Source organism: Arthrobacter cryoconiti, assembly GCF_020905375.1.
Lineage (GTDB): Bacteria > Actinomycetota > Actinomycetes > Actinomycetales > Micrococcaceae > Specibacter > Specibacter cryoconiti.
In genome coordinates this window covers 53,351-70,415 of record NZ_JAJJBU010000015.1, presented here as the reverse complement: position 1 = coordinate 70,415, position 17,065 = coordinate 53,351, and the positions used below count along the sequence as shown (strand labels likewise).

Below are 17,065 nucleotides of genomic sequence, written 5' to 3'. Positions count from 1 at the left end.
CGAGACCTCCGTGGTGGTGGCGGAGCGGACACGTTTCCGCGCAATGGCGCTTCGGCTCGAGGAGTCTCATGGCGTCTGGAAAGTGACGGCGCTTCGGATTGGTTGATGACGCACGAACACACTTTCACAACCACGAACGGGAGGCGTTGTTTGCATGATGGTCATGGCCATCATGCAAACAACGCCTCCCGCGCGGGGTACCTTAGGGCAGGTTTTTAGCGCTTCTTCTTCTTTTTGGCTGTTTTGCCGCCTTTATTCCCGGCCCGCTTGGCCGACGGCGGCAACCCGTCGCCACTTGTACGCCGTTCCATGTGGGTCTCAGCGTCACCCTGGGCATCCGGTGCCGTGAATTGGAGCTGAGCGGGACGTTCAGGAGCTTCTAGCCCGGGTGCCGTAATACGGGGGGCAGTATGCTCAGCCTCGCCATCCACGACGCTCGCGCCAGCCACACGGTCCATGAGGCCTGTCGGAGCCTGAGCTACAGGGCCCACGGCGGTTGCCGGAGCATTTTCAACCTGAACTTCCAAGTTGAACAAGAATCCAACACTCTCCTCCCGGATCGCGGCCATCATGGCTTGGAACATCTCAAAGCCCTCACGCTGATATTCCACCAAGGGATCACGCTGAGCCATGGCTCGAAGACCGATGCCTTCTTTGAGATAATCCATCTCGTAGAGGTGTTCTTGCCATTTACGTCCCACCACGGAAAGTACAACTCGGCGTTCCAGCTCTCGCATGGTCTCCGAACCCAATGCCGTTTCGCGTTCCCGATACGCCACTTGAGCATCGGAAAGCAACTCAGTCTTGAGCATCTCAGCGGTAATGCGGCCAACCCCGCCTGCTTCCTCGCCTATTTCATCAACCGTGAGCGTGACCGGGTAGATGGTGCGCAGATTGGTCCACAAACTGTTGAAGTCCCAGTCGCCCGGGTGACCCTCGTTGAGCGTCGCGTCAATAATTTCGTTGACGGTATCCTCCAGGAAAAACTGGACCTTCTCATGCAGATCGTCGCCCTCGAGGATTCGACGACGGTCACCATAGATGGCTTCACGCTGACGGTTGAGGACGTCGTCGTATTTCAAAACATTTTTACGCTGCTCGGCGTTGCGCCCTTCAACCTGTCCCTGAGCCGAAGCGATCGCCTTCGACACCAGCTTGGATTCCAAAGCAACATCATCCGGCATGGAGGAACGCGACATCAGACGCTCTGCAGCCCCTGAGTTGAACAGTCGCATCAGGTCATCCGTCAACGAAAGGTAAAACCTGGACTCCCCCGGGTCACCCTGACGTCCGGAACGGCCTCGAAGCTGGTTATCGATGCGCCTCGATTCGTGACGCTCCGTACCCAACACGTAAAGTCCACCTGCTTCAAGCACGGCTTCATGCTCGTCTTTGACGGCTAGCTTGGCCGCTTCAAAGGCATCCTGCCAAGCGGCCTCGTACTCGTCAGGCGTCTCTTCCGGATCCAGTCCTTGAGCAGCCAGTGCGGCTACTGCGTTGAACTCGGCGTTGCCACCAAGCATGATGTCAGTGCCTCGGCCAGCCATATTGGTCGCCACGGTAACGGCGCTGCGACGGCCAGCTTGTGCCACGATCGCCGCCTCGCGGGCATGGTTCTTAGCGTTGAGGACCTCGTGTTTGACACCCTTTTCAGCAAGCTTCTTGGAAAGGTACTCGCTCTTTTCCACACTCGTGGTGCCCACCAGAACTGGCTGGCCAGTCTCGTGGCGGGCGGCAATGTCTTCCACCACGGCATCGAACTTGACGATCTCGTTCTTGTACACCAAATCAGGCTGGTCAACACGCATCATCGGCTTGTTAGTTGGAATCGGCACAACTCCCAGAGAGTACGTGCCCATGAATTCAGAGGCCTCGGTCTCAGCCGTACCGGTCATCCCCGAAAGCTTCTCGTAGAGACGGAAGTAGTTCTGCAAGGTCACGGTAGCCAACGTCTGGTTTTCGGCCTTGATTTCTACACCTTCCTTGGCCTCGATGGCCTGGTGCATGCCTTCGTTGTAACGCCGCCCAGCCAAGATGCGACCGGTATGCTCGTCAACGATCAGAACTTCGCCATCCATGATGACGTAGTCCTTATCCCGTTTGAAGAGCTCCTTGGCTTTAATCGCATTGTTCAAGAAGCCGATGAGCGGGGTGTTGGCGGATTCGTAGAGGTTACTAATCCCCAAATAATCCTCAACTTTTTCGATGCCGCCCTCGAGCACTCCGACGGTACGCTTTTTCTCGTCGACCTCGTAGTCGTCCTCGTTGTCCAGGCGCAGGACCACCTTGGCGAATTCGCCGTACCACCGGTTGGCGTCGCCAGAGGCGGGACCGGAAATAATCAGTGGTGTACGTGCCTCATCGATGAGGATGGAGTCGACTTCGTCGACGATCGCGAAATTGTGGCCACGCTGGACCAACTCGTCTTTGCTCCACGCCATGTTGTCACGCAGGTAGTCAAACCCGAACTCATTGTTAGTCCCGTACGTGATATCGGCTGCGTATTGAGCTCGGCGCACGGCCGGATCCTGGTTGGAAACGATGCAGCCACCGCTCTGGCCTAAGAAGCGGTAAACGCGGCCCATGAGATCGGACTGGTATTGCGCCAGGTAGTCGTTCACGGTGATGACGTGCACGCCTTTGCCAGATAGCGAGTTCAAGAAAGCTGGAGCGGTGGCCACCAGCGTCTTTCCTTCACCCGTCTTCATCTCAGCGATGTTGCCCAGGTGCAGGGCAGCACCTCCCATAAGTTGGACACGGAAGTGTCGCATACCTAGGGTCCGTGAGGATGCCTCACGCACTGCAGCGAAGGCCTCAGGCAGCAGATCGTCCAGAGACTCTCCATCTGTGTGGCGGAGCTTTAGTTTGTCCGTTTCCTCACGCAGTTCGGCGTCGGTGAACGTCTGGAAGGAATCCTCCAACGAATCAATGGCGTCAGCAAGGACGTTGAGTCGTTTGAGCGTCTTGCGATCGCCTGTTCGAAGGACTCGCTCGAAAAGTGATGACACGAAATTGCTCCCAATCTGTGGCTGCCTAAAAGTGGCGTGACCAGTCTACGTGAGAAGAGGCACCCGAAGCGCCACCCTCTCATTCACACCATGGAGTTTGCAAAGTGCCTGCTGGCAGCGAGGTGCTCACTCACAACAGATGGGTCTCGCGGGCTAGAGCAGATGCAAGGTTCCCTTGGGGTTGTACGACGACGGCACCCAGTCCCAGCCAGCTAGCCATCAGCACGAGTTCAGCGGCCAGCTCGGTGGCCGTTTCGCCGGGTGCATCGGGTTCAGCGTAAGCGCCACGAACCAAAAGTAGCCCGTTGTGCCGATCGGCTTTGAGGTCAACTCTGGCCGCCATGGTCTCACCAAGCAGGAACGGAAGAACGTAGTAGCCATATTTTCTCTTGTGCGCGGGTGTGTAAATTTCCAAACGGTAATGAAAATTGAATAGCGATTCAAGTCGATTACGCTCAAAAACAAGCGAGTCGAAGGGGCTCAGCAGAGCCCGCCCCACAGCCTTGCGCGGGATACTGGCCTCCGAATGGAGGTAAGTGGGCCCTTTCCAACCGGCGACGGCAACTTCCTGAAGGCTTCCTGCCGCCACCAGGCGGACGATTGCAGCCCCTGTCTCTCGCACGGGTAGACGAAAGTAGTCCGCTAAGCACTTAGTGCTCCCGATGCCGTGAGCCCGTGCGGCAGCATCAATAAGCCGGTCTATGGCTGCCTCCTTAGGCCCTGTTTCTGTCCTCACATCTCCTGTCCTCACATCCTCGTGCCCAGAGCACGGGTAACCATCAGCGTCTTGTGGACTTTCGTAGCTTTGTGCCTCGGCAACCAGTTCCGGTGGCAAGATTTTCCCAACCAAAGCGTAACGGCGTTCAAACTGCTCATTGCGGCTGGCGGCCCCTACAATTCCGCGCTCAAACATGCCCTCTAGCGTTCGCTTGACGGCACTCCAGTTCCAGCCCCACGCATCAGTTGATTTTTGTTCCTCGTGGCCGATCCGTGCTTTGACTTCACGAGCGCTCAGGGGCCCGCTATGCGCTAAAAGATCTAGGATCTCCGATTCCAAAGACTGACGCAGTTGCGGTTCCATTGCGTCAGATCCAACCCATGCGCGGTTTTGCCATAACCGTAAATCGTGGAAGTGTTGCGGCCGAATGAAGCTGGCCTCGTGTGCCCAATACTCCATCATTTTGCGCGGTGCTGTGCTGGAAAGTGTTGAGAGAATCGCGGGGTCGTAGGAGCCTAGGCGGGAAAAGAAGGGGAGGAAATGACTGCGCGAGACAATGTTGACGGAGTCGATTTGGACCAGTTGCAGCTGTGCAAAAGTTCGGCCCACCCTCCGTGCTGTGACGGGTTGGGTGGGCCGAACGCTAGCAAGTCCTTGAGCCTTGAGTGCAATGCGCCGGGCCTGTGACTGGCTCAGGACTGCACTCATATAGTTGGCTCTTTCGGATCGTTTTGCGGCGACTATTGATAGCTTTCCATAGTTGTCGGCTCTCTCACGTCATGAGATTGATCAGTACGCGATAGAGCTGACGGAAAGAAGGAACGCTACACGCGTGCGGGCTCGTCAGTTGAACGGTAGGCGGAAATTTCTTCCTCTCCAGCTTCCGCATTGTCATCCAAAGAGATAACCCCGTAGGTCCAGCCACGGCGGCGGTAAACAACAGATGGAACGCCGGTGGCCGAGTCGATGAAGAGGTAGAAATCGTGGCCGACCAATTCCATATTGTCCACGGCATCGTCAAGAGAAAGTGCCGCTGCAGGGAAAACCTTTCGACGTATCAGAACAGGCGAGTCCCCTGCCGGGATGTCATTTTCGATCTCATACGGGGAACTTTCCGTCACCGATTCCGGTTCGGTCTGCGCGTAGATGGGTTCTGTACTGCTCACTGGATCTAGTGAACCTGTGGCTGCGTTAACCGCCACCGGAGCGTGCCGGCCGTGGTGAACTTTTTTCCTATCCTTGGCCCTGCGCAACCTCTCCAATAATTTTCCGTAGGCGAGGTCAAACGCCGCGAACTTATCTGTTGCCGCCGCCTCCGCACGGATCACCGGCCCTCTGCCCAACACTGTCAGCTCCACAGTAAGGGGGGACTCTGCATTGCGAGACTTGGTCTCCTTGGAAACCTTCACATCGACGCGCTGGACCTTGTCGGCCAGTTGCTCGATCTTCGTGAGCTTTTCGCCGGCGTATTCGCGGAAACGGTCTGAAACGCTTAGGTTGCGACCGCTGATCATGAACTCCATGGTGCCCTCCAAATAACTTCGGTGACACGGCGGCCGGCTAGTAATCCAAGCCACGCTTCTGGCCGCCGACGGGTGGTTTTCTCTAAGAAGAGGTACCCGTTTACTCACGTTAGTTCAATGGCTGCATTTATTCATCTTTGTAGGAAAAGAATTTTCAGCGAGTCTCTCCGCAGTTATTGCATCAGCACCTAAATCCGGGGCGCGTGCAGCAGCCAGGACGAGCCCAGCGCACACATTTGCTCCGGCGCTTTCAAGCGCCCGAACTGCTTCGCGTAGTGTCGCCCCGGTGGTGAGGACGTCGTCAATCACAACGATGGTGACACCTGCAAAGTTCGGTGCTAAATGAAAACCACGTCGAAAAGGCCCTCGAACATACATCGTGTTATGAACGTTGCGCCGCCGGGCTGCGCGGCCCAAACCTTTTTGATGGTGCCGGCGCCAAGGAAGCCTAGGCCTTTGCGCTAGGAGGGCGCCGACGGCGAAACCCTGCGGCAGCCTGTGCTCGCGAGCCATCAACCGTAGGAGTAGCGCCACTGGGTCGTAGCCACGGCGGCGCCAACCGCTACCAGTGCTGGGAACGGGCACGAGCAAAACTAACTGATCGCAGGACGTAACGCCCGGGAATGTAGCTGGCAACAGCACCGGCAAGGCTGCCAAGCCCTTGGCTAGGCAGCGGGCCAGCTCAGGAGCGAGCTCGGTCCGTCCGTGATTCTTAAACGCCAGTAGGGCCGCAGCTAGCGCGTCCCTGTACGTTCCTACTGCCACAGCGGGAACGAACACCTCGCCCATTGTCCCGACCAATGCGTCAGCCGATTGTTCCGCTCGAAAAGGCGTGCGGCATTGCTGGCGCAGCAGCCTGGCGCAGGCACCACACACAGCTGCATCATCACGACCGCAGACAACACATTCTGAAGGCATCACCAGATAGAGGAATTCACGCCAAGCGGACTCGCACCACAGCCAGAACCTCAGCCACCAGTGGATTGCCTCCCCACGGTGCATGGCCCTCGCCCCGGACCCATCCCGCGTCTCACACCCACGGCCTAAACCACTCCCTAAACCACTTCCGATCCCGCTGCTGGGCTCGCCACCAGCTTGTTCATCCCCCTGCATCCATCCCATGGTTCAAGCATCGGTGAAGGAACGTCGCTCGCGCATCGAATTCGGCAATTTGTGAGTAGTGGGCCGACTTTTGCGTCTGTGGAGGCTCTTGAGTGGCAGAGCGGGGGCCAAGATAATCAGCCGGCGAAGGATGCCTGATGCAAGGCCTTGGCCGAAACGTCCCAGCTATTGCCCACGTTCGTGAAAATTTGGTCATCCGTTTGAGCGTGAATGTTCCGAACACCCGAGCCCGCGCTGAGCCAAACCACGCCCGTCAATTCACTGAGCGTCACCGGCGGCTTGGCCAAGTCCAACACCTCGATGGAGACGGGTCCGGAGGCCGACGGTGCCGCCACAGCGACGCTCGACTCCCCCACCCATACTCCGATGCTCGGGGACCCGGTCTGGGTAAGTGAGATGGGCGTGGTCAGCGCCTTGAGGGTGTCCCCGGATTTCGCGATGCCGGTAATGGCTACCGTGGTTACCCCGTTGGAATGGAAGATGACAAGTGCCCGGCTGCCGTCGCGGGACACACGGAACGTTGTGACTAGCTGGCCTACTAGCCACGGAACGCTCAGCGTCACGGGAGGGCTTGCCTTGGGGCTCGAGTCAATGGCCACCACGGTTCCGGAACCATCACCTCCGGCCGTCCACAGCCAACCATTGGGACCGAACGACGGCGGCGTTAAATCAGCTCCTGAAGCCACCAAGATGGCGGGCTGACCGGTGGAAACCTTGAAGAGCTGATTTCCCGGTGCTGCCAGGAACGCAAAGTCCTTGCCCGAGTAGGACATTGCCGGAGTGGATGGGATAAGTCTGGAAACGGACTCGATGCCGGGAATGGGTGCGATTTTGCTGCCGTCGTAGGTGACGAGCTCGTTCCGGGACAGTGCTACCTGCACGGACTGCACAGCATTGTCCACCACCATGGGTGGCACGGAATCAGTGGTCTCTCCCATATCCACTTGTCGGTCGTCAGCCAAGAACTGTAGCTCGGTAACCGTGTTAAGTGCTTTTTGAAGTGTCACAAGGAGTTGCGCGTGCATTTGCTGCCGCTGGCGCACGCTGGTGTCCAGCAACAGCTGCGCCGTCAAGCCAACTTTTGCAACGCCGTCGTTCACGGGGACGGAATCACGCTCCAAGGACATGCCTGAGGGGAAAGCACTGACCACAGCACCAGCGAGGTAGGGGGCAGGCCCGGCGAGCAGGGCCCGCACAATGGAGGTCGCTGTCCGCGATGTTCGCCCGGCAATCCACCTCACGTCCGGGACGCCGTAGGTGAGGGTCGTGTCGTAAAAATATAGGGACACGGCGCTGAAAAGAGACTGGAACGGCCCTTCCGCGAGGACTATTCCGTCGGGGGTCTTATCAATGCGCCACTGACCGTCAACCTTGACCATGGACATCTCCACCGTCGTGGTCCCATCCGTGCCGCCCGGTGTCAATATGCCCTTGGCGTCAATGGTGGAAACTACGTCAAATTTGACCTTGTAAGAGTCCTTGTCAGCGCCAGGAACGACCGAGAACGTATTTTTGTAGACGAGGGTTCGCTTGTCCGGCGCCCACGATTGGGCAAGCCCGACGGTGAGATACTGCCGGGCCACTTGGAAATCGTCGTTAATGCCGGTGCCAGATTCAATAAAACCGCGGATGATACTCTCCGGGGCGGCTCCATCAGCTGGACTAAATTGCTGGAAGCTGATGTTGACGGAGTTGTTCCGCGGTGACAGGGGGTCGCTTTTGCCAACGGGCCCATGGGTCGGGATGGCAGCGCATCCTGTCAGAGCGAGCACGACCACGGCAACCATTGTTAAGGCCGCGCGCAGAGACTTGAGCGCGTTTCGAGCTCGATGTTCCGTGCGGCTGGACTTCCGGGAAGAACCGGGATGCTGAGGGCTCGAAGCGGGGTTCGAAGTCACGTTCATGATTTTCCCACCTTTGGCGTGGCACTATCTGACCGGGAATCTTCCACTCCAACAGAGGAGGGCAGCGGGTGCCGAGGCTCAGATTTGCCGCTGTCGACGGCGACCGCCGGATGGATTTTACCCAATGCCCCAACAACTCCCATGGACCCGGTATTGAGGGTTATGGGTCCGGTATGAAGATTGTTCGATGCCGCAGCAGCACCGCCGTCAGGGGGCAGTGGAACTGGAGAGTACGTCAGTTCCAGTCCGCGCTTAAGCGGAACGGTCAGGCGGAAGCAGGCGCCCTCACCAGGGCTCCCCCATGCGTCCAGCCACCCGTTGTGCAGCCGAGTGTCTTCCATCGCGATAGAGAGACCCAAACCGCTGCCACCTGTGGTCCGAGCACGGGCCGGGTCCGCGCGCCAGAACCTATCAAATACGTGCCCCAGCGCATCCGGTGACATTCCGATCCCGTAGTCGCGCACTGCCACGGCAACGGAAGTTTCATCCGCCGAGACAAAAATCTTTACCGGATTCCCCTCACTATGCTCTAGAGCATTGAGCACCAAGTTACGCAGAATTCGGGCGATGCGTCGCGAATCCATCTCAACAACGCATTTATGGTTACGCAATCGGGTCACCACGCTCAGTTCTGAATGGTTGACTTCGGCCACCGGAGAAGCGGCATCCATCACCGAATGGATGACAGAGAAGATATCCAAGGATTCAAAGTCAAGGTCCGTCACACCGGCGTCGAATCGGGAAATTTCTAACAAGTCCGCAAGGAGCAATTCAAAACGTTCAACCTGATGAAATAAGAGCTCAGAGGAGCGCTTATTAATTGGATCGAAGTCCTCGCGGGCGGCATAAAGGACTTCCGCGGCCATGCGCACAGTCGTCAACGGTGTCCGCAGTTCATGGGAGACGTCAGAAACAAACCGCTGCTGCATTTCTGAGAGCGTGGCAAGGGCGGTGATCTGTTCCTGAAGAGAGGTAGCCATTTTGTTAAACGATGTGGCAAGGCGTGCCATCTCGTCCTCACCCACCACCTTCATACGCTCTTCAAGTCCACCCGCAGCCAGTTTTTCTGACACCGCCGCGGCCTGGCTCACTGGTTGGACCACTGTTCTCGTCACATACCAAGCGATGGCTCCAATGAGCAGCAACAAAACACCACCGGCAAGCCACATGACCGACTGGATGTAATTCAGCGTGACTTGCGCGCCGTTCATGTCATAGATCATGTACAGCTCGTAGTTGGTTTGCAGTAACTCCACCTGGCTGCCTACAACAACTGCGGGATGGACCTCATCGGCTCCGATGGGTAACCCGATTGACTGCCAATACTGGGATGTTCGGTCTCCCTGGACCGCTGCACGCAGCGCATCCGGGATCAGTACGGTAGTTACGCCGCCTGAGTCCGACGAGCTCACCGCAAGCCGACTTGTCTGACCGGGAATCTTCACCATCAAATATTTGCGGTTGTCATCCGCACCGCCAGCTTCAAGCAACTTCAGCGTGTCCACCACATAGGTGGAGACTCTGGGCTGGTCGCTCAGACTCGCGTTAGAGAAGCTGTCTTGGACCTGTGTTGCCCCCCGTGCGGACTCTTGGGTGGCCTGAGCCAGACGTTCATTGAATAGACCGCTGGAGATCTGACCAGCCAGATAACCCCCTACGCCCACCACAGCAACTGACGCGATAGCAAGGGTGGTCAGCACCGTTCGGAACTGCAGAGAGGTCCGCCACCGCCGGTAAAGTACGTGCGGAATCCGGCGAAGCACGCCCCAGAGAACACCAAGCGCAGTAGTGAGCTTCCTGCGAAACGGGCCAAGCACCCGCTGCTTTTTTGAGGCCGGCTCTCCCACGTCAGCAGGAGTCAGCTCAGCGGTACCATCGGTGCCACCCTGAGTATCCGGATGCGCCTCTGTCGCAGGACCGCCGCCTGACTTTTTCTTGCTGCTCATGAGCACTTAGCCGTGGCTTCCAGGATCGATGTCATTACTACTCGTTGATGCACGTGCGTTCGCCTACACCCCAGCCTTGTACCCCACGCCACGTACGGTCAAGACAACCTCGGGCGCCTCCGGGTCACGTTCAATCTTCGAGCGCAGCCGCTGTACGTGAACATTGACCAGCCGGGTGTCAGCCGCGTGACGGTAGCCCCATACTTGCTCCAGCAGCAGCTCGCGCGTGAAAACTTGCCACGGCTTGCGGGCAAGCGCCACCAGTAAATCGAATTCCAACGGGGTCAGAAGCACGCGTTCGCCTGCACGGTGTACTGCATGGCCAGCAACGTCGATGGTAATTTCACCGATAACAAGCGTCTCTGGGGCCTTGACGTCACCGGGGCGCAGTCTCGCCCTGACACGGGCGACTAATTCCGCCGGCTTGAACGGCTTGGCCACGTAGTCGTCAGCCCCGGATTCCAGGCCACGGACGACGTCGGAGGTGTCCGATTTAGCCGTCAGCATCACAATGGGAACATCTGATTCACCACGTATGAGACGGCACACTTCAATGCCGTCAAGCCCGGGCAGCATCAGGTCCAAGAGCACAAGGTCTGGTTTGTTGGCGCGGAACGTCTCCAACGCCTTAGCGCCGTCCGCACAAAAAACGGGGTCAAACCCATCATTGCGCAGCACAATGCCAATCATCTCTGCCAATGCTTCATCATCGTCTACTACCAGAATGCATGCCTTCATGTCTCTATATTTGCCTACTCAGCGCACATTGTCCCCATCGACGCTCCAACGTCCGGGTGTTGGATGGGGCAAGCAGGCCTCCCAGGGCTCCAATTCTTCTTGCTTTGATGCCGTTGGCAGGGTTCGGCGAGGCTTACCAGAAGCAAGTTTGGGCAAAACAGTCCGCGAATCACGACGGCCGGGCACGTCTCGGCCTGCACTTCCCGATAGGGTTTGATGACGGACGAATCACAGCACCGATGTTCCGCCTGCTCCGACGCCCATGTCACCTTGACGTTGGTGTCACCGCAATAGATCGGTGAGTGCACGCCGTGTAGTTTTTTCGAAGGGACACTTTCGCAGGGGAGCACTATGACGGACGAATCACAGCAACCGCCAGCAGATAGCGGGCACGACGGCGCCCCCTCACGTGCAGTGCCGGGGCCAGCTCCAACCGCGCCCCAATGGGGTCAATACGCGCCACCACCGCCAAGCCAGTCCCCACCGCCAGGCCAATACCCGCAACCGGGGCCAGCTCCAACCGCGCCCCAATGGGGACAATACGCGCCCCCGCAGCCCGGCTGGGGCGGCCAGTATCCACCGCCAGGCCAGTCCCCCCAGCCAGGCTGGGGCGGCCAGTATCCGCAGCCGGGCCAGTCCCCGCAGCCAGGCTGGGGCGGCCAGTATCCGCAGCCGGGATATGGACAATATATGGCGCCGCCTAAACCGGGCGTCATTCCCTTGCGTCCGCTCAATCTCGGCGAGGTGCTGGATGGAGCGTTTCAGGCAGCCCGCCGTAACGGCAAAGCAATGTTCGGTTCGGCAGTCATTTTTCAGGTCGTTGCCGCTGCGGTGACTTTGGTCGTCATGGCTGTGGGTTTTGGCCAGGTTGGTCTGAGCCTGATGAACGGCGGCTACTTCGCAGAAGCGTCTTCGGAACCGAGCGCGGAAGCACTGGACTCTCTTCTTGGTTCGGTACTTCCAGTGTTGGCAGGACTCGTCGTTGTCCAATTTTTGAGCGTACTCGCGCAGATGGTTCTCCAGGGCGCGCTTGTTATTCCGGTACTGCGCGCAACTTTGAACCGGACCACTAGCTTTGGGCAGATGTGGCGTCTAGCCCGTCCGCGCGTCCCGTCTTTGCTTGGGCTGGCACTGCTGTACACCGCAGCAGGACTAGTCGCCATGGCTCTCTACGGTGGAATCCTCGTCGGTATCATCTTTGCCGTGGGTGGTGTGAACAGTGGCGGGGGTGCACTTGCTGCCGTCGGGTTGGGGATACTGCTCAGTCTGCCGTTTTTGGCGGCAGGGATCTGGGTGAGCATCAAATTACTGTTAGCTCCCGCCGCCATTGTTTGTGAAAACCTTGGCGTCGTCGCAGCGCTTAAGCGTTCGTGGCAATTGACCCAGCAAAACTGGTGGCGCACATTTGGAATCACGGCCCTCGCCGCAGTTATCGCTTCGGTAATCGCCGGCATCGTCAGCGCACCAGTGGGAATTTTGCTGAGCCTGTTAGTTCCCCTCATGGTGCCGAACCCTGGTACCGAACAAGTGTTGACCCAAATGTGGATCACCCAGGGCATCTCAGGATTGGTGGGAGCCCTGGTTGGTGCCGTCACGCTCGCTTTCCAAAGCGGCGTCATGGCTTTGATCTACGTGGACCTGCGCATGCGCCGCGACGGTTTCGACGTCATCTTACTCAAGGAGGCGGAATCCGGGACAGACGACGGCGCGATCCCCGGCAACGTGCCGGCCTCACCTTCCTCCGCCGCCGGTTTTTCCGGCCCCTACCCTCCCGCCGGCTATCCCGGCGCCTAGGGCCGGCATCTCGAGCCCTTGATGACCTTGAATCTGGCACTGCTTGTTCCATCGCCCGCTCACCCCGTGAGCTCCGATGTACCGCTTCTCCCTGGGTCTGATGAAGCGCGCCGTTGGGCCGCCGATGAGCTGGCAAAAAAGGTGTATCAAGATGCCAAGCCAACCTTCGTCCAGAGCGTCCTGGACTGGGTGCAACAGACCTTGGCGGACTTCGTGCACGGTCTAGGTTCCCCGAGCGGCAATGTCGCTTTGCTACTGCTAGTCACTGTGGCGATAGCCGTTGTGGTGGCCACAGTTCTCATCATCCGGCCCCGCCTCAATCCTGGCAGGCGCAAGGAGTCAGCCATCTTTGACGGGGCACAAGCACTCAGCGCCGCCGGCCATCGCGAACTGGCGGCGGCCGCCGTCGAACGTGGTGAGTGGGAAAGCGCTGTCACGGAAACGTTCCGGGCGATCGTGCGAAGCGGTGAAGAACGCGGAGTCTGTGCTGCCGCGCCTGGCCGGACCGCGGCTGAAGTCACCGGTGAGCTGGCGCGCGCCTTCGCCCTCCACGCGCCCGCACTGACTAACTCGGCGACCATCTTCAATGCCGTCAAGTACGGGCATGAGGAAGCAACCAGAAGCATGTACCAAGAGCTCGCAGCAACCGATGCTGCTTTGACGGCCGTCAAGCCCCACTATGACGACGCTTTGGCTGCGCTATGACTGATAATCTGTCCCCACTCCAGACTTTTACGGCCGACGGCGGCGCCCCGAGCGAACATCTGCGCGCTGGGTGGAAGAAGCATCGCTTTTGGATGATCGTCGGGATGCTTTTCGTCACCGTGACGGTCACTGGTTTGGTGCTCGGGTCCTTGGGGGGACGCTCTGGCGGAGTTCTATCCATCACTAATCCAGCACCTTCAGGGGCTCAAGCCGCCGCCACCATCTTGTCCCGTGAGGGCGTGGACGTTCTCGCCACCGACTCACTGAGCGCAACCTTGGACGCCGCGGCCGCCAACGGCAGCGATGCCAGCACGATTCTTGTCTTCGACCCTAAGGGGCTTCTGGCACCTGCCCAGTTGTCAGCGCTTGCCGAAGCAGCCAAGAAGACAAAGTCTCCGATCGTGGCCATCAGGCCCGGTCCTTTGGCGGTTAAGGCCCTCAGCTCTGAACTGTCCGCCGCCGGAACCACCACTGCTGGCCAAACGCTGGAGGCCCAGTGCACCGCACCAGACGCCGCGGCGGCTGGATCCATTCTCGCCGGTACCGCCGGTGACTCTAGCGGCTCTGGCGGGACACCCCCAGCTGGCGACGGAAGTGTAAATCTGTATTCGGGCACCGTGCACTGTTTCTCGCCGGTCGGGAAATCCGGGGTTTCGGGAATCTTGGCCAGCAACGCCATGGCAGAAGTGACAGTGCTAGGAAGTAGCGCAGTCGTTAGTAATAGCGGTTTGGCTTCAGCGGGTAACGCGGCGCTAACCTTCAGGCTATTGGGTAGCAAGTCACATCTGCTCTGGTATACGGCGTCCCTGAAGGATGTACCTGTCGCGGCGCATCCACCGAGCCTGGCCGAACTCACTCCGGAGTGGATTTTTCCGGCCTCAGCCTGGCTGCTATTGGTGGCGCTGGTGGGTATGTTCTGGCGTGGCCGTCGCAATGGCCCGCTCGTCACCGAGCCATTGCCCGTCATCGTCAAATCTTCCGAGACCGTCAGCGGACGGGCCAGGCTCTACCAGGATGCCCGCGCCTTCGGCACAGCCGCACGTACCCTGCAGCATGCTACTTTGACGCGGCTGGCCCGTGCTCTCCGGCTAGGCGCAGGCGTTGAGAGTTCCACCATTGTCCGCTCCCTTGCCGAACACACAGGACGAAACCATGCGGAATTATCCGCGCTGTTAGTGGACACAGTTCCGCGCAATGACAGAGAATTTCTAACCATGGCAGCCCAACTGTCCGCCCTAGAGGAAGAAGTCGCCCACAGATGAGCACACAGCACCCCGAAGCGCAGAACGCCCAATCCCAGCCGTCGCGCCATAATGACCCGGCCGAGTCTTTGTTGGCGGTCCGCGCGGAAGTGGCCAAGGCCGTCGTGGGGCAGGAAGCAACAGTGACGGGTCTGATCATCGCACTGCTCGCTGGCGGGCACGTTCTATTAGAAGGTGTGCCAGGAGTGGCAAAGACCTTGCTGGTGCGCGCCCTGTCTACGGCGCTGAGTCTAGATACCAAGCGCGTACAGTTCACACCCGACCTCATGCCCGGGGATATCACCGGTTCCCTCGTCTACGACGCCCACACTTCTGAGTTCACCTTCCGTGCGGGTCCGGTGTTCACCAACATCCTCCTGGCAGATGAGATCAATAGGACTCCGCCCAAGACCCAAGCGGCTCTTCTGGAAGCCATGGAAGAGCACCAAGTCTCCGCCGACGGCATATCCCGGAGCCTGCCCGCGCCGTTCATGGTCGCCGCTACGCAGAACCCGATCGAATATGAAGGGACCTATCCCTTACCCGAGGCTCAATTGGATAGATTTCTGCTCAAACTGACCATGGAGCTGCCCCAACGCATGGAGGAAATTGAGGTCATACGCCGTCACAGCCTCGGCTTTGACCCGCAGAATCTTGCGGCGGCGGGAGTGCAGGCGGTAGCCGGCGCCGCAGATTTAGCACGTGCCCGCGAGGCCGTGGCCCACGTAAATGTCTCGGCTGAGGTCTTGGCCTACATTGTTGATCTAGCGCGGGCCACCCGCGCCACACCGTCTTTCCAGCTTGGTGTTTCGCCGCGTGGAGCAACGGCGCTGCTCAAATGTGCACGCGCTTATGCTTGGTTATGTGGCCGCGGCTTCATCACCCCTGACGACGTCAAGGCGCTCGCCCTACCAGCTCTGCGTCACCGTGTGGCATTGCGCCCCGAAGCGGAAATGGACGGGGTGTCAGTGGACGGAATCCTGCAATCAATTTTGGCCACTGTCCCGGTGCCGCGCTAAACGGTGGCAATTTCGGGGAGGTTTTTTCTGGTGGCACTGCTGGCTGTGGTGCCTATCATTGCGTTCCCGGGAATCACCACCTGGCTGGCCGCGGTGGGTTTTCTACTGTTGCTGGCGGTAATCGATCTGTCCTTGGCAGCCTCGCCGCGACGGGTCTCATTGCGCCGTGATATCCCAACCGGTGTACGTTACGGCGTGGGAACGACGGCGGTGCTGCGGCTGGCGAACGGCTCCTCCCGAACGTTGCGGGGCCGGGTACGTGACGGCTGGCAGCCGTCGGCGGGGGCCGCTAACCCTGTGCAAAGTGTGCGTATCAGGCCCGGCGAACGCGCCATCCTCACGGTGGCACTCCAACCCACCCGCCGAGGTGATCTGCACGCAAACCACGTCACCATCCGGTCGTTTGGACCCTTAGGCGTTGCGGCTTGGCAAACGACTATTCTGGCCCCGGGCATCTTACGGGTACTGCCGCCCTTCAACGCGAAACGTCATCTGCCGTCCAAGCTGCGCAAATTACGCGAGCTTGATGGGCGTGCTGCCGTTCAAATCCGCGGTGCTGGCACCGAATTTGATTCACTGCGCGACTACGTGCGCGGGGACGACGTACGCTCCATTGACTGGCGTGCCACTGCCCGGCGCCAGGATTTAGTAGTGCGCACTTGGCGTCCCGAACGCGATCGCCGAGTAGTCATTGTGCTCGATACCTCCCGGACGTCGGCGGCGCGGATCGGCGATGAACCCCGATTAGACTCCGGTATTGAGGCATCACTGTTGCTGGCTGTTCTGGCTGAGCGTGGCGGGGACCGAGTCAGCCTGCTCGCCTATGACCGCAGGGTACGTGCGCGGGTTTCCTCTTCCAGTAAGACGAATATGTTGAATGCCATGGTTCAAGCGCTGGCACCGCTTGCACCGGTTCTCATTGAGCTAGATGGCGCAAGCGTCCCCGGCGAGGTTCGCCGCCTCACCTCACACCGGGCGCTGGTGGTGCTGGTGACATCCCTGGACGCTGGAGCAGCCGAGGAAGGGCTGATCCCACTGGTGGCCCAATTGGCATTGAAGCATGTAGTGGTTGTGGCTTCGGTCCGGGATCCAGAGCTGGATTCGGTCCGATTGATGCGCGCCACGGCAACTCAGGCGTACCGCGCCGCTGCCGCTGAACACGAACTCAATCGACGTTCGGCCATCACCGCTCTTATCAAAGAACTCGGAGCCGAAGTAGTGGATGCCCCGCCCCATGAGCTACCGCCGGAGCTGGCCGATGCCTACATTCGTCTCAAAGCCGCCGGCTGTCTCTGAAGCCAGACAAGCTCCAAAGTGCTCCAGACTTTATGGACTCTAGCTGGTGAA

Annotated in this window: 14 protein-coding genes; 6 read left to right on the top strand and 8 right to left on the bottom strand. The window is 59.2% G+C overall.

Going from position 1 to position 17,065, the window contains the following annotated elements:
* The first annotated feature begins 10 nt into the window (after nt 1–10).
* Nucleotides 11–106: an Rv3235 family protein gene (locus LOH53_RS16815; protein WP_326832757.1), complete on the top strand. Its 96-nt coding sequence runs from the start codon at nt 11–13 to the stop codon at nt 104–106.
* A gap of 109 nt (nt 107–215) precedes the next feature.
* Here the strand turns inward: LOH53_RS16815 and secA are convergent, their stop codons facing one another.
* From secA to LOH53_RS08800, 8 genes are all read right to left on the bottom strand, one after another.
* Nucleotides 216–3,008 (bottom strand): preprotein translocase subunit SecA, encoded by a 2,793-nt coding sequence (gene secA / locus LOH53_RS08835; protein ID WP_230067380.1) that lies wholly within the window; start codon nt 3,006–3,008, stop codon nt 216–218.
* A 130-nt stretch (nt 3,009–3,138) separates the two neighbouring features.
* Entirely contained in the window at nt 3,139–4,434 is a 1,296-nt protein-coding gene (locus LOH53_RS08830; RefSeq protein WP_230067379.1) for a winged helix-turn-helix domain-containing protein, read from the bottom strand.
* 116 nt (nt 4,435–4,550) lie between these two features.
* On the bottom strand, nt 4,551–5,249 hold the full coding sequence (gene hpf / locus LOH53_RS08825; RefSeq protein WP_230067378.1) for a ribosome hibernation-promoting factor, HPF/YfiA family: 699 nt from the start codon (nt 5,247–5,249) through the stop codon (nt 4,551–4,553).
* A 114-nt stretch (nt 5,250–5,363) separates the two neighbouring features.
* A complete protein-coding gene (locus tag LOH53_RS08820; protein ID WP_230067377.1) occupies nt 5,364–6,371 on the bottom strand; it encodes a ComF family protein in 1,008 nt (335 codons plus the stop codon).
* Between the two features lie 116 nt (nt 6,372–6,487).
* A complete protein-coding gene (locus LOH53_RS08815; protein ID WP_230067376.1) occupies nt 6,488–8,275 on the bottom strand; it encodes an LpqB family beta-propeller domain-containing protein in 1,788 nt (595 codons plus the stop codon).
* The gene (gene mtrB, locus LOH53_RS08810; RefSeq protein WP_230067375.1) at nt 8,272–10,221 is read right to left on the bottom strand and encodes an MtrAB system histidine kinase MtrB; all 1,950 of its coding nucleotides are present in this window, start codon (nt 10,219–10,221) and stop codon (nt 8,272–8,274) included. The genes LOH53_RS08815 and mtrB overlap by 4 nt, the downstream gene beginning before the upstream one ends.
* 63 nt (nt 10,222–10,284) lie before the next feature.
* The gene (gene mtrA / locus LOH53_RS08805; protein WP_230067374.1) at nt 10,285–10,959 is read right to left on the bottom strand and encodes an MtrAB system response regulator MtrA; all 675 of its coding nucleotides are present in this window, start codon (nt 10,957–10,959) and stop codon (nt 10,285–10,287) included.
* Between the two features lie 349 nt (nt 10,960–11,308).
* Nucleotides 11,309–11,539, bottom strand: coding sequence for a hypothetical protein (locus LOH53_RS08800; protein ID WP_230067373.1), 231 nt, complete (start codon nt 11,537–11,539; stop codon nt 11,309–11,311).
* 110 nt (nt 11,540–11,649) lie between these two features.
* Between LOH53_RS08800 and LOH53_RS08795 the strand changes: the two genes are divergently transcribed.
* The 5 genes from LOH53_RS08795 to LOH53_RS08775 all read left to right on the top strand — a co-directional run bounded on the left by LOH53_RS08795 (nt 11,650) and on the right by LOH53_RS08775 (nt 17,014).
* The gene (locus LOH53_RS08795; protein WP_230067372.1) at nt 11,650–12,753 is read left to right on the top strand and encodes a DUF7847 domain-containing protein; all 1,104 of its coding nucleotides are present in this window, start codon (nt 11,650–11,652) and stop codon (nt 12,751–12,753) included.
* 66 nt (nt 12,754–12,819) lie between these two features.
* Nucleotides 12,820–13,458 (top strand): DUF4129 domain-containing protein, encoded by a 639-nt coding sequence (locus tag LOH53_RS08790; RefSeq protein WP_230067371.1) that lies wholly within the window; start codon nt 12,820–12,822, stop codon nt 13,456–13,458.
* Nucleotides 13,455–14,720, top strand: a complete 1,266-nt coding sequence (locus tag LOH53_RS08785) for a DUF4350 domain-containing protein (RefSeq protein WP_230067370.1) — start codon at nt 13,455–13,457, stop codon at nt 14,718–14,720. Before LOH53_RS08790 ends, LOH53_RS08785 begins: the two co-directional genes overlap by 4 nt.
* Nucleotides 14,717–15,718 (top strand): AAA family ATPase, encoded by a 1,002-nt coding sequence (locus LOH53_RS08780; RefSeq protein ID WP_230067369.1) that lies wholly within the window; start codon nt 14,717–14,719, stop codon nt 15,716–15,718. Before LOH53_RS08785 ends, LOH53_RS08780 begins: the two co-directional genes overlap by 4 nt.
* A 3-nt stretch (nt 15,719–15,721) precedes the next feature.
* Nucleotides 15,722–17,014 (top strand): DUF58 domain-containing protein, encoded by a 1,293-nt coding sequence (locus LOH53_RS08775; protein WP_230067368.1) that lies wholly within the window; start codon nt 15,722–15,724, stop codon nt 17,012–17,014.
* Nucleotides 17,015–17,065 lie beyond the last annotated feature (51 nt).